We start from the raw sequence: 13,276 nt of genomic DNA, 5'->3' as shown, positions 1-13,276 counted from the left end.
TCGAGTCCCGTCCGCTCCGCCACTAAATTGAAAGGCCTTCCCTATCGGGAAGGCCTTTTTGCTTTCTGACGTCTGGATAAGATCTCAGGAAACAAGAGGCAACCACCAGGGCTGCGACTTGCCACTGACAACTCGATCCTGCTCTGTTGTCCCTTGTGCTTGAGCCGGACTTTATCCGTCTCTGCGTCCGTTATGCCACTAACAAGAAGCCCAGTCGAAAGACTGGGCTTTTTTTCGTCTCCACGGTCTCCTCTTCGATATTCGCAGCAGAAGCATTGCCTTCTTGAGCCGTGAGCTTGCTAGTAATAGACGCAGAGCCAGATGGTTGTCTCGGTCGGATGGGTCCACTCCACCCTGTGCTGAAGGTGCGCCGGGATGTTGATGTAATCCCCCGGCCCCAGATGGACGCGTTCCTGTACCCCGGTATCCGGTGTGATGAAGACCAGGATGGCCTCTCCCTGCACCAGCAATACCCATTCGTGTTCATCCTGATCGAACCACTCTCCGGTAGGGGTCTGCTGTCCCTGGGAGAGAATGCGCTCGATACGAACATTGTTGGTGCTGACCAGATCCGCGAACACTTCACTGGGCAGGGGGGAGGGGATCTGGCCAAGCAGGTTGCCTGTGTGCATGGGCTTCTCTCCGGTAGATGGGAACGTGGCTAGCTAAGAGTGTAGAAGCTTGGGATGGGCCGCTCTCATGGAAAATGAGGCCTCCAACGAGCCCTTTTATGAAAAACTTCGGGGAAATGGAGGCTTATCCGCTGCAATCTCGCCAAATTCTTGCTATTTTGCGCGCCAGCAAGCAAACGATTTCCTTCACACTTTCAGGATGAACTATGGCAACGCAACAAACGACGGCCCGCGCCGGCAATGGCGGGTTTCTGGATTCCTATTTCTCCATCAGCCAGCGTGGCAGCACGGTGCGACAGGAGCTGCTGGCCGGGTTGACCACCTTCCTGGCGATGGTCTACAGCATCATCGTCGTGCCGAACATGCTGGGCGCAGCCGGTTTTGAGCAGGGCCCGGTGTTTGTGGCGACCTGTCTGATCGCCGCCTTCGGCTCACTGCTGATGGGGCTCTGGGCCAAGCTGCCGATGGCCATCGGTTGTGCCATCTCTCTCACCGCCTTTACCGCCTTCAGCCTGGTGCTGGGTCAGGGGCTGAGCATTCCGGTCGCGCTGGGCGCCATCTTCCTGATGGGGGTGCTGTTCACCCTGATCAGCGTCACCGGCGTGCGCCAGTGGATCCTGGACAACCTCCCCTCCGGCATCGCCCACGGTACCGGCATCGGTATCGGCCTGTTCCTGCTGCTGATCGCCACCAACGGGGTCGGCATGGTGATCAAGAATGAAGGGGCTGGCCTGCCGGTGCAGCTCGGCGAGATCACCGCCTTCCCGGTCATCATGACGGTGCTGGGTCTGGCTGCCATCTTCGGCCTGGAGCGCCGCAAGGTGCCGGGCGGTATCCTGATGGTGATCATCGCCATCTCCATCCTCGGCCTTATCTTCGATCCGAAAGTGACCTGGCAGGGCTTCTTCGCCATGCCGAGCCTGAGTGGCGAGAATGGCTCCCTGGTGGGCAGCATGGATCTGCTGGGCGCCCTCAATCCGGTGGTGATTCCGACCGTGTTGGCGCTGGTGATGACCGCCGTGTTTGACGCCACCGGCACCATCCGTGCCGTGGCCGGTCAGGCTGGCCTCATCAACGAGCGTGGTCACATCATCAGCGGTGGCAAGGCCCTGACTGCGGACTCCGTCAGCAGCATGGTGGCGGGCATGGTAGGTGGTGCTCCGGCAGCCGTCTACATCGAATCCGCCGCAGGGACCGCTGCCGGCGGCAAGACAGGTCTGACCGCCACCCTGGTCGGCGTGCTCTTCCTGCTGATGATCTTCCTCTCCCCGCTGAGCTATCTGGTACCAGCCTACGCCACCGCACCGGCCCTGATGTATGTGGGCCTGCTGATGCTGGGCAACGTCACCAAGCTGGACTTCAACGACTCGGTCGATGCCCTCTCCGGCATGCTGTGCGCCGTCTTCATCGTGCTCACCTGCAACATCGTCACCGGCATCATGCTGGGCTTCGTGGCCCTGGTGGTCGGCCGCCTGTTTGCCGCCGAGTGGAAGAAGCTCAACATCGGCACCGTCATCATCGCCGTGGCCCTGGTGATCTTCTACGCCGGTGGCTGGGCCATCTAATCTTCACGCTATCGAGAAGGGCCCTGCGGGGCCCTTTTTCATGGCTGTGAGGCGGCTAGCACTTTCCCGGATCTTCCCCATTCGCTCGTTTCAGATTGAAACGTCAGGCTTTGTTTGCTGTTTCAGATCCGAACCGAAACCCCTGTCATTTTTATCCCCCTATGGCTCGCTAGACTGGCTGCATCAACCATCTGTCCACCCGTGTGGTGGCAAGCCAAGGAGTGAGCCATGAAGAAGCTGATCAACGCTGTCGATGCCGTGGTCCGTGAACAACTGATGGGGATGGCCGCTGCCCACCCCGAGCTCAAGGTGAGAATCGAACCCCACTACATCACCCGCGCCGACGCCCCCGTGACGGGCAAGGTGGCGCTGGTCTCCGGTGGCGGCAGCGGCCACGAGCCCATGCACGGTGGCCTGGTGGGCAAAGGAATGCTGGATGGTGCCTGCCCCGGCGAGATCTTCACGTCCCCGACCCCGGATCAGATGTACGAGTGCGGTCAGGCCGTCGACGGCGGCGCCGGCGTGCTGTTTCTGGTGAAGAACTACACCGGCGACGTGCTCAACTTCGAGACCGCGGTCGAGCTGCTGCACGGTGACGGGGTCAAGGTGGGCTTCGCCCTCATCGATGACGACGTGGCGGTGAAGGACAGCCTCTACACCGCTGGCCGCCGTGGTGTTGCCACGACAGTGCTGTGCGAGAAGCTGGTCGGTGCCGCCGCCGAGGCGGGCTACGATCTGGCGCGCTGCGAGGCGCTGGCCCGTCGCATCAACAACCAGAGCCGCACTATAGGCGTGGCCATGAATGCCTGCACCGTGCCTGCTGCGGGCAAGCCCTCCTTCATCCTGGCTGACAACGAGGTGGAGTTCGGCGTCGGCATCCACGGCGAGCCGGGCATCGAGCTCCGTCCCTTCACCGACCTCAACGCCCTGGTGGACGACATGTTCAAGGAGCTGACCGACAACAGCCCCTATGGCCGCACTCTGCGCCACTGGGACAGAGCCACCGGCAGCTGGCAGGAAGAGCACACCTTTATCGAGCCGCTCAATGGGGGTGACCGGGTCATCGTCCTGGTCAACAGCCTCGGCGGCACCCCCATCTCCGAGCTCTACGGCGTCTATGGCCGCCTCGCCACCCTGTGCGAAGAGGCGGGCATCCACCTGGTGCGCAACCTCATCGGCCCCTACTGCACCTCCCTCGACATGACCGGCATCTCCATCACCCTGCTCAAGGTGGATGACGAGCTGATGACCCTGTGGGATGCCCCCGTTCACACCCCGGCCCTGCGGCGCGGCTGCTGAGGAATATTTATGTTAAGCAAGCATCAGATCGTCAACTGGCTGCTCGACTGCGAGCACATCTTCACCGAGCAGCGTGACTACCTCACCGCGCTGGATACCGACATCGGCGACGGCGACCACGGCCTCAACATGCAGCGCGGCTTTGCCAAGGTGGCGGAGAAGCTGCCCGCGGTGGCGGACAAGGACATCGGCCAGGTGCTCAAAACCACCGGTATGACGTTGCTCTCCTCGGTCGGCGGCGCCAGCGGACCCCTCTACGGCACCTTCTTCATCCGGGCGGCGGCCAGCAGCGATGCCTGCCAGAGCCTGACCCTCGGCCAGCTCGGCAAGATGCTGAGCGACGGGGTGGAGGGGATCGTCTCCCGCGGCCGCGCCGAGCCGGGTGACAAGACCATGTGCGACGCCTGGTGGCCCGCTTTGGCCGCCCTGCAGCAGGCGGAACAACAGGGCCTGCCGCTCCCCGAGGCGCTGGACAAGGCGGTGGCTGCCGCCGCAGCCGGCACCGAGGCCACCATCCAGATGCAGGCTCGCAAGGGGCGCGCCAGCTATCTTGGTGAGCGCAGCATCGGCCATCAGGATGCGGGGGCCACCTCGACCCTGCTGCTGCTGACCGCCCTGCGTGACAGAGCGAGGTTGTGACATGATCGGCATCGTAGTGGTCTCTCACAGCGCCATGCTTGCGGCCGGTTTGAAAGCCCTGGCCGATCAGCTGGGCAGCCCGGCGAAGCTGTTGCTGGCGGCCGGGGTCGATGACCCCGCCCATCCCATCGGCACCGACGCCATCGCCGTGATGAGTGCGATGGAAGAGGCGGACGACGGCAGCGGGGTGCTGGTGCTGATGGACTTGGGCAGCGCCCTCCTGAGCGCCGAGACCGCCCTCGAGCTGCTGCCCTCCGAGTTGAGCGCCCGGGTGCGGCTCAGCCCCGCCCCGCTGGTCGAGGGCACTCTGGCCGCCGTGGTGGCCGCTGGCGCAGGCCTGACGCTGGACGAGGTGGCTGCCGAGGCGCTTGGCGCGCTGGGTCCGAAACAGGGAATGCTGCCTGCCAGTGCGGCGCAGGTTACCACGGAGGCAGCCCCTGTTGCCGGCGACGGCTGGCTGCGCTGCGAGGTGGTGGTGGAGAATCCCCACGGCCTGCATGTGCGCCCCGCCGCCCGGCTGGTCGCGGCACTCAAGCCCTTTGCCGCTGAACTCAAGCTGCAAAAGGGGGACAAAGAGGCGAATCCCCGCAGCCTGAGCCGGCTCGCCATGCTCGATGTGCGCCAGGGGGACAGGCTCATCCTGCTGGCGCGAGGGGAGGATGCCGGGGCGGTGCTGAGCTGCTTCCAGCAACTGGCGCGGGATCGCTTCGGCGACTGAAACATTCCCCCATCCGGGCCCCGTCACGACGGGGCCCGCTTTTTTTGAGGGGCGTTCTGGTCAGTGGTGGTAGTCGGCGGGATCGATGTCGAGCAGTTTGAGCCGCCGCCAGAGGGTGGTGCGGCTGATCCCGAGCTGGCGCGCCATCTGGCTGACCTGGCCCTTGCTGGCACGGGCGGCCCGCAGGATTGCCTGATGCTCCAGCTCCGCCAGGGTGAGCAGCGGCTGTCCCACCACCTCGTCCGCCAGCAGGCAATGACCCTGGCGGATGGCGGCCGGGAGCGCCCGGGGCGGGATCTGTGCCTCACTGCAATGAAGCTGGGCGTACTCGATGGCGCTGCGCAGCTCCCCCAGGTTGCCGGGCCAGGGGTAGGCCAGCAGGCAGTCGAGGGCGTCAGGGGTGAACTGGCGTCCCGATTCGCCCCCCTGCACCGTCAGGTGCTGGCGGATGAGTCCGGGGAGGTCGGCGCGGCGCTCCCGCAGGCTCGGCAGCCAGAGTTCGCACCCTTGCAGCGCATAGAGCAGCTGGCGCCCGAATCCCCCCTCCTGCACCCGCTGCTCCAGCGGGGCGCTGCTGGTCGCGATGATCCTCACCCTGAGGGGCAGGATGCGGGCGGAGTCGAAGCGCTGGATGCGCCCCGTCTTGAGCAGTTGCAGCAGGGCGGCCTGCATGGGGGCGGGCAGCCACTCCACCTGCTCCAGCACCAGGGTGCCACCGTGAGCCAGCTCGAACTTGCCTGCCCGCTCCTGCCCCGCCTCGTCGGACCCCATGAGTTCCAGCGCCATCCGCTCACTCGGCCATGCCTGGCAGTTGAAGATGACCAGGGGGCCGGCGGCTCGCTCGCTGCCAAAGTGGATGGCCTCCGCCAGTTGGGCCTTGCCCACCTCCTCCTCCCCTCGCAGCAGGACGGGGCCCTGTCCCCTGGCCGCCTGGCGGGCGTGGCGCAGCAGTTTGCGCATGGCGCTCGACTCTCCCACCAGGGCGGAGAGCTCGGGCACCGTCTGGCGCAGTTGATGAATGGCGCGCAATCGATCGGTGGGATGGAGCAGGACGATGAAGCTGACCCCGTCCGGCCCCGGGAGGGGCTTGAGGCTCACCAGGGCGTCGATGAAGGCCTCGCCCCGGGTCTCCCGCCGCTCCAGCGTCACCTCCACATGGCTCAGGGGAGTCATCTCCGCGATGGCCAGACGCAGGCGCTGGGGCAACAGCAGATGGTGATCGAGGGGCTGACCCAGGCAGACAGCCGGGTCGAGTTGCAGTCGACTGGCCGCCAGGGCGTTGAGGTAGCGCAGCCGCCCCTGGGGATCCCAGGCCAGCACGCCGTCTTCCATGCCATCCAGCAGGGCATAGAGCTCGCTCAAGTGGTGCTGGGACTCCTGCATCAGGCGCTCCATCTGCAGCAGATTGGCCAGCTCACGGCCGGCGCTGACGGTGAGCGCGAGATCCCCCGGTGCGGCCTCTTCCACCCGGCAGATCAGGGCCACGATCGCCACCTGGCGACCGGTGCTGTTGTAGACAGGGCTGGCACAGCAGTGCCAGGGGTGGAGATGCTGGTTGAAGTGCTGGGGGCCGCTGACGCAGAGCGGCACCCCCTCCAGGGCCGCCAGGTTGACGGCATTGGTGCCGATGCGTCCCTCGCTGAAAAACGCGCCTGGGCCAAAACCGAGTGCCGCCAGCGCCTGCAGGGTATCGGGGTGGCCGGTCCGGGCCAGCAGGCAACCGCTCTCGTCGGTGAGCAGCAGGGCGCAGGGGCGCCCCTCCATGAACTCGTAGAGATCCTCCAGCGCCATCTCGCCGGTGGTGAGCAGGTCCCGTTTGCGCTGGCGCAGGCTCTCCAGGGTCTGCCCTCTGGCGCAGTGGGGAGGATGCCAGAGGGCCGCGCTGGTCTGGTGGGCACAGCGCAGCCAGGAGGCCTGCAGGTGCTCGGGCCAGGACGAGAGGGGCTGGGGAACGGATGGCATGGTCACGGCGATATCCGGCAAAAGGGAAGGGGCCATTTAATCACCCTTGCCGCTCCGATTCAGTGACCGCTCTCAGAGTGTCGCGTCCTGGTCCCGGGTGACGGCCTCTGCGGCAAACTGCTGCTGGAGCCATTGGCTCACCGCGCGGCACTGGGGGCTGGCTTCGCTCTCCTGATGGATCAGCATGTTCCAGTTCGGCCCGGCCACCCGGTGGGACGAGAGGGGCAGCAGCCACCCCTGTCGGCGTGCGTCGCGAGAGAGCAGCTCGCTCGCCAGTGCCACCCCGAGCCCGGCGCTGGCCGCATCCTGCAACAAGCCGGGATCGGAGAAGTTGAGCCCCTGGGTCTGCAGGTGCAGATCGTCGCCGCCCTTGAGGGTCCAGTGGTGCCAGTCCATCTCCCGCTCCCCATGCAGGGTGGTGCGCTCCTGCGCGGGCTGTGCCAGCACGGCCGGGCTCGCCACCGGCAGCAGCCGATCCGCCAGCAGCGGCTGATGGCGACATTCCGCCTGGGGAGCCAGCCCCCAGCGCAGCGAAATGTCGATGGTCTGCTCGGCCATGTTCGGCGTGTCGTCGCTGGTGAACAGCCAGAGATCGATGCCCGGATGCTGGCGGTGAAGGTCGGCCAGCCGGGGCAGCAGCCAGAGGCGGGCGATGGTGGTGCTGGTGTTGAGCACCAGCTGGTTCGGCTTGCGGTACTGCTCGAGGCGCTGTATTCCCACCGCCAGTTGCAGCAGCACCTGCTGGGTCGTCTCCAGCAGATCCTGGCCCGCGTCGGTCAGGGCGACGGAACGTCCCTGGCGGTGAAACAGAGGCTGGCCAAGCAGCTCCTCCAGCGAGCGGATCTGCTGACTGATGGCAGACTGGGTGAGGTGCAGCTCCTGGGCCGCCTGATGAAAGCTGCCGAGCCTGGCCGCCGCCTCGAAGCCGCGCAGCACGTTGAGAGGGGGCCAGTGTTTGAACATCATTGATTAGCTCCGCTTATCACTTTTATCGAAAATCGATCGTTTTTTACCCATCAAAGGGGAGAATAGTCTATTCCCATCGTCAATAACCTTAATAGTACCTAATCAGAGAGGCTGAGATGCGCGAGCAGGGAATGAGGGCTGTGGGCTGGTTCATGCCAGCGGAGTGGTGCCGGCACGCGGCGACCTGGATGGTCTGGCCGCACAACAAGGCGCTGTGGGAAAACGGCTGGGGCGTAACCCTGCCCCAGGTGCAGCAGGACTTCGCCCGGGTGGTCAATGCCATCGCCCGCTTCGAACCGGTGAACCTGGTGGTGGATCCCGCCGCACAGGCGGAGGCTCGCGCCCTGTGCGGCGACGGGGTGCGCTTCATTCCCCTGCCGGTGGATGACAGCTGGTGCCGTGACTCCGGCCCCACCTTCATCTGCCATCCCGAGCTTGGCACCGCCGGGATCAGCTGGCGTTTCAACGCCTGGGGCGGCAAGTCGGCCCACGGTCTGGACGAGGGGCTGGCGCGACGCGTTCTTAACAGCCTGGAGCTGGAGTGCATCGGCAGCTTCCTCGCCAACGAAGGGGGCGCCATCCATGTGGATGGGGAGGGCACCCTGATCACCACGGAGTCGGTGCTGCTCAACAGCAACCGCAATCCCGGCATGACCAAAGTGGAGATCGAACGGATCTTCAGCCGCCTGCTCGGCATCGAGAAGACTATCTGGCTGCCGGGGGATCCGGACCACGTCACCGGTGACATGACGGACGGTCATGTGGACGGGGTCTGCGCCTTCAGCCGCCCCGGCCACCTGCTGGTGGACGCCACCCTGGACGGGCACTCCACCTATGGCCGCGTGGTGCGGGAGAACCGCCGAGCCCTGGCCCTGGCCACCGATGCGAGAGGTCGCTCCTTCGAGTGCCTCGAGCTGTTCGAGGCGAGCGAGGCGGTGGACGCCGAGGCGGAGGTGTTCTGCGCCTCCTACACCAACTTCTACATCGCCAACGGCGCCATCATCATGCCCGCCTACGGCGTAGGTGCGGACGAGGCGGCTGGGGAAGTGCTGAGGCGCGCCTTCCCGAACAGGCAGCTGGTGCCGGTGCGCATCAACCAGTTGGCCCACGGCGGGGGCGGCATTCACTGCATCACCCAGCAGCAGCCGGCCTGGCCGGTGCAGGGGTAAGCGTTTGGAGCGGCCTCGTCAGGCGTCTGCGAGGCCTCATGACGGGATCAGGGAGGAGAGATTCATGAACAAGGTCGTCGCAACCATGCAGTTTGCCTGTCAGGGGGAACGCGTGTCAGGGAGGGTATCCGGATGAGCAAGATCGTTGTCGCCACCACACAATTCGCTTGCAGCTGGGAGCTGGAGCGCAATCTGGACACAGCGGAGAGCCTGGTACGGGACGCCGCCGCCAGGGGGGCCAACCTGGTGCTGTTGCAGGAGCTCTTCGCCACCCCCTATTTCTGCATCGAGCAATACCACGGCCATCTGGCGCTGGCGGAGTCGTTCGAGCAGAGCCGGGTGCTGTGCCGCTTCTCGGCCCTGGCGCGGGAGCTGGGGGTGGTGTTGCCCATCAGCTGGTTCGAGCGCGCGGGCAACGCCTGCTTCAACTCCCTGGCGATGGCGGATGCGGATGGTCGCCTGCTCGGGGTCTATCGCAAGACCCATATCCCGAACGCCATCGGCTATCAGGAGAAGGAGTACTTCAGCCCGGGGGACACGGGGTTTCGGGTCTGGGACACGGCCGCTGGCCGCATCGGGGTCGGCATCTGCTGGGATCAGTGGTTCCCGGAGGCGGCCCGCGCCATGGCGCTGCAAGGGGCCGAGCTGCTGTTCTATCCCACCGCCATCGGCTCGGAGCCGGGGGCAGAGGGGCTCGATTCGCGGGATCACTGGCAGCTGACCCAGCGTGGCCATGCCGCCGCCAACATCATGCCGGTGATCGCCGCCAACCGCATCGGACGCGAGGTGGCGACCCGGGATCCCGCGTTGCAGATGCGCTTCTATGGCTCCTCCTTCATCACGGATCACAAGGGGGCCCTGCTGGCCGAGGCGGACAGGGATACCCCGGGCGTGCTGGTGCGGGAGCTGGATCTCGCCGCCATGGCCGAGGAGCGGCTGACCTGGGGCATCTATCGAGATCGCCGCCCCGAGATGTATGGCGCCTTGCTGAGCCTGGATGGGCAGGGCCAGCGGGGAGGGCGTCCATCATGAGCGCCTTGACCAAGATAGCCATGGGGCTGGCCCTGCTGCTGGGTCTGGGGGCCCAGGCCGCAGAAGGGGCGGGGGAGGCGACAGAGGAGAAGGTGCTGCGCCTCTACAACTGGTCCGATTATTTCGCCCCCGATACCCTGAGCGAATTCACCCGGGAGACCGGGATCCGGGTCATCTACGACGTGATGGACAGCAGCGAGACCCTGGAGGCCAAGCTGATGGCGGGTCGCAGCGGGTATGACCTCATCTTCCCGGGGGACACGGTGGCGGAGCGGCTGATGCGGGCGGGCAGCCTGCAGCCCCTCGACAAGGGCAAGCTGCAACACCTGGGGGACATAGACCCCGGCCTGGCGCGGTTGCAGCAGGCCTACCCCCATGCGAAGGAGGCGGTGGTGCCCTACACCTGGGGCACCATAGGGCTCACCTACAATGCGGACGCCATCCGGCAGAGGATGCCGGATGCCCCGGTGAACAGCCTGGACATGCTGTTCAAGCCCGAGCTGGCGGCGAAATTTGCAGATTGCGGCATCTCGGTCATCGACTCCCCGGACGAGGTGCTGGCGGTGGTGCTGCACTATCTTGGGCGGGATCCCCGCAGCGGCAAGGCGGACGATCTGGAGGCGGCCCTGGCCCTGCTCAAGGGGATCAAGCCCTATATCCGCAAGTTCCAGTCCCAGCCGGTGACCCAGCTGGTGAACGGGGATCTCTGCCTCTCCCTGGGCTACAGCGGCGACATGACCCAGGCCAGGCGCGCCGCCGCCGAGGCGGGCAAGGGGGTCGACTTCGAATACCGATTGCCGAAGGAGGGGAGCACCATCTGGATGGACACCATGGCGATCCCGGCGGATGCCCCCCATCCTGACTATGCCTATGCCTTTATCAACTTCGTGATGCGCCCGGCCAACATGGCGGCCATCACCAACAGCACCGGTTATCCGACTGCCAGTGCCAAGGCCAGACCCATGGTGGATGCCACCATGACGGCCAACCCGGATATCTACCTGGACGAGGCCAGCTACCAGCGGCTCATTCCGGGTCAGGATATAGCACAATCCCAGATGCGTGCCCGCATGCGAGCCTGGACTCGCTTCAAGAGCAGCCTCTGAACCCAGGAGTAGAACGATGTTTTCCCGACGCCACGTATTGAAACAGCTGGTTGCCCTTGGCGCCATTGCCGGGTTTGGCAGCCTGCCCGGTGCCCGCGCGGCCTTCGCCGCCGGCGAACCCGGCGCCGCCGCTCGCTACCACATGCCGGAGGAGTCCTCCCCCCAGGCCCTGGTGTGGGTGGCCTTCGGGGCCACCAGCGAGATCTGGGGTCGCCACTACAAGGAGGTGCAGGCCACCATAGGGCGGCTGGTGCAGGCCATGGTGCCCTACACCCGGGTCAACGTGCTCTGCCACGAGGATGACGAGGCGCTGGCGCGCCAGTTGTGCGGCGAGCGCAACACCCACTTCGTCCACGCCGAGATGGATGACATCTGGCTGCGGGATACCGGCGGCGTCTTCGTGCAGGACGAGCAGGGGGCGCTCGGGCTGGTGGACTTCAACTTCAACGGCTGGGGTGACAAGCAGGAGCACAGCCATGACGCCAGGGTCGCCGCCCTGGTGGGCCGGCAGACGGATGCCTATTACCTGCAGAGCGAGCTCATCGGTGAGGGGGGCGGCATCGAGGTGGACGGCAACGGCACCGCCATCATGACCGAGAGCAGCTGGATCAACAGCAACCGCAACCCCGGCCTCACCAAGGCGCAGGTGGAGGCGGAGCTCAAGGCCAACCTGGGGCTGCGCAAGATCATCTGGCTGCCGGGGATCAAGGGCAAGGACATCACGGATGCCCACGTGGACTTCTACGCCCGCTTCGTGCGCCCCGGGGTGGTGGTGATCAACATGGACAACGATCCCGACTCCTACGACTACAAGGTGACCCGCCAGCACCTCGCCATCCTGCAGCAGGCGACGGACGCCGACGGCAACAAGCTGGAGCTGCATCAGCTGCCGCCGCCTCTGGGCGGGCGGGACAACAAGTTCAGCCGCAGCCCGGACTTTGCCGCCGGTTACATCAACTACCTGCCCATCAACGGCGCCGTCATCGCTCCCCAGTTCGGGGATGCCAGGGCCGACCGCCATTGCCGGGATCTGCTGGCCCGCCTCTATCCGGGGCGCAAGATAGTGCAGATAGACATAGACCCGGTGGCGGCCGGTGGCGGCGGCATCCACTGCATCACCCTCCATCAACCTGCCTGATCTTACGCGCAGGCCGCCTCTGGCGGTGTGACGCAGAACAAGGGGCGCCTCGGCGCCCCTTGTTCTTGCTGGCGTTCCATGGCGCCTCGCTCAGATCCCCGTCATGCCGATCTCGTCGAGCTGGACGTGAGGGGGTTGGCGCAGGGTATAGAGCACGGCCTCGGCCAGATCCTCCACCTGCAGCCAGCCGGGCTTGCGATCGCCCGGGCAGGCCGGGGGCGGCACCTGCACCAGTCCGGGACAGAGGGTGTGGACCCGGACGCCCTGGTGCTGCACCTCTTCCCGCAGTGCCCGGGCAAACCCCAGCACCGCAAACTTGGCGGCGCAGTAGACGCTGGCCCTGGCATAGCCGTGCCTGGCGGCCTGGGAGGCGATGTTGATGACGGTGCCGTGGCGGTTTGCCAGCATGTCCGGCAGGCAGGCCCGGGTCAGCAGGAAGGTGCCCTTGGCACAGGTATCCATCACCCTGTCCCACTCCGATTCCGGCAGATCCTGCACCAGGTGGTCGCTGCCGACCCCGCTGTTGTTGATGAGCAGATCGACGGGGCCGAGCCGCTCCCGGATCCGGGCATGGCCGTCCCGCACCTGATCGCCGTCGCACACATCCAGCGCCAGTGCCATGACTCGCACTCCGTATCGCGCCTCCAGTCTGGCCGCTTCCTGCTCCAGCAGCCCCAGACGGCGGGAAGCCAGGATCAGCTCCACCCCCTGGCTGGCCAGGGCCTCGGCGATGGCCAGTCCGATGCCGCTGGCGCCGCCGCTGATGAGGGCCCGTGTTGCTCTCAGTTCGTTCATCTTGTGTTCTCCTCCAATGGTGCAGGCATTGTGGCGGGCGCCTTCGGCAGGGAACAGGGGAGGGGAAGGAGTGACTCGAACCCTGGTTCGTGTTTTGGCGTTCCGGTTCGAACTTTGGTTCTAAACACCGCGACCAGCCGTTGGCTCGATTAGCCGTAAGGGGTAATCGGACGTTCGCGTAAATCAATTCTCCCGCTATAACAGCCATCCATATTTCCCTGCTGCAGATGCCGCTGATTCATGGACACACCGGAC

General features: G+C 65.6%; 12 protein-coding genes. 8 read left to right on the top strand and 4 right to left on the bottom strand.

Going from position 1 to position 13,276, the window contains the following annotated elements; translation table 11 throughout:
• Window positions 1–299: 299 nt before the first annotated feature.
• Window positions 300–632 (bottom strand): cupin domain-containing protein, encoded by a 333-nt coding sequence (locus tag BGO64_RS10325; RefSeq protein ID WP_041214071.1) that lies wholly within the window; start codon window positions 630–632, stop codon window positions 300–302.
• Between the two features lie 206 nt (window positions 633–838).
• On the opposite strand from BGO64_RS10325, the gene BGO64_RS10320 reads away from it, so the two are divergent.
• The 4 genes from BGO64_RS10320 (at window position 839) to dhaM (ending at window position 4,853) form a co-directional block, all read left to right on the top strand.
• The gene (locus BGO64_RS10320; protein ID WP_041211908.1) at window positions 839–2,197 is read left to right on the top strand and encodes an NCS2 family permease; all 1,359 of its coding nucleotides are present in this window, start codon (window positions 839–841) and stop codon (window positions 2,195–2,197) included.
• A 228-nt stretch (window positions 2,198–2,425) separates the two neighbouring features.
• Window positions 2,426–3,496, top strand: a complete 1,071-nt coding sequence (dhaK, locus tag BGO64_RS10315; protein ID WP_286700630.1) for a dihydroxyacetone kinase subunit DhaK — start codon at window positions 2,426–2,428, stop codon at window positions 3,494–3,496.
• A gap of 9 nt (window positions 3,497–3,505) precedes the next feature.
• The gene (dhaL, locus tag BGO64_RS10310; protein WP_005306235.1) at window positions 3,506–4,135 is read left to right on the top strand and encodes a dihydroxyacetone kinase subunit DhaL; all 630 of its coding nucleotides are present in this window, start codon (window positions 3,506–3,508) and stop codon (window positions 4,133–4,135) included.
• Between the two features lies 1 nt (window position 4,136).
• Window positions 4,137–4,853: a dihydroxyacetone kinase phosphoryl donor subunit DhaM gene (dhaM, locus tag BGO64_RS10305; protein WP_286700629.1), complete on the top strand. Its 717-nt coding sequence runs from the start codon at window positions 4,137–4,139 to the stop codon at window positions 4,851–4,853.
• Between the two features lie 60 nt (window positions 4,854–4,913).
• Here dhaM and dhaR read toward each other — a convergent pair whose 3' ends face one another.
• Window positions 4,914–6,815, bottom strand: a complete 1,902-nt coding sequence (gene dhaR / locus BGO64_RS10300; protein WP_286700631.1) for a dihydroxyacetone kinase operon transcriptional regulator DhaR — start codon at window positions 6,813–6,815, stop codon at window positions 4,914–4,916.
• A 72-nt stretch (window positions 6,816–6,887) separates the two neighbouring features.
• Complete coding sequence (locus tag BGO64_RS10295; protein ID WP_286700628.1) at window positions 6,888–7,781, bottom strand: LysR family transcriptional regulator; 894 nt, start codon at window positions 7,779–7,781, stop codon at window positions 6,888–6,890.
• 116 nt (window positions 7,782–7,897) lie between these two features.
• On the opposite strand from BGO64_RS10295, the gene BGO64_RS10290 reads away from it, so the two are divergent.
• The 4 genes from BGO64_RS10290 (at window position 7,898) to BGO64_RS10275 (ending at window position 12,226) form a co-directional block, all read left to right on the top strand.
• On the top strand, window positions 7,898–8,950 hold the full coding sequence (locus BGO64_RS10290) for an agmatine deiminase family protein (RefSeq protein WP_042880411.1): 1,053 nt from the start codon (window positions 7,898–7,900) through the stop codon (window positions 8,948–8,950).
• Between the two features lie 132 nt (window positions 8,951–9,082).
• Window positions 9,083–9,982, top strand: a complete 900-nt coding sequence (aguB, locus tag BGO64_RS10285; protein ID WP_286700627.1) for an N-carbamoylputrescine amidase — start codon at window positions 9,083–9,085, stop codon at window positions 9,980–9,982.
• A complete protein-coding gene (locus tag BGO64_RS10280; RefSeq protein WP_183149022.1) occupies window positions 9,979–11,088 on the top strand; it encodes an extracellular solute-binding protein in 1,110 nt (369 codons plus the stop codon). The genes aguB and BGO64_RS10280 overlap by 4 nt, the downstream gene beginning before the upstream one ends.
• 16 nt (window positions 11,089–11,104) lie before the next feature.
• On the top strand, window positions 11,105–12,226 hold the full coding sequence (locus BGO64_RS10275; RefSeq protein ID WP_223955902.1) for an agmatine deiminase family protein: 1,122 nt from the start codon (window positions 11,105–11,107) through the stop codon (window positions 12,224–12,226).
• Window positions 12,227–12,316: 90 nt separating this feature from the next.
• Here the strand turns inward: BGO64_RS10275 and BGO64_RS10270 are convergent, their stop codons facing one another.
• Window positions 12,317–13,021 carry an SDR family oxidoreductase gene (locus tag BGO64_RS10270; RefSeq protein WP_257711702.1) on the bottom strand — a complete coding sequence of 235 codons (705 nt, stop codon included), beginning with the start codon at window positions 13,019–13,021 and terminating at the stop codon, window positions 12,317–12,319.
• Window positions 13,022–13,276 lie beyond the last annotated feature (255 nt).

Origin of the sequence: Aeromonas sp. 62-46 (assembly GCF_001898585.1) — a bacterium.
Lineage (GTDB): Bacteria > Pseudomonadota > Gammaproteobacteria > Enterobacterales > Aeromonadaceae > Aeromonas > Aeromonas caviae.
Note: the sequence above shows the minus strand (reverse complement) of the source record. Positions and strands in the feature narration are given on the sequence as shown.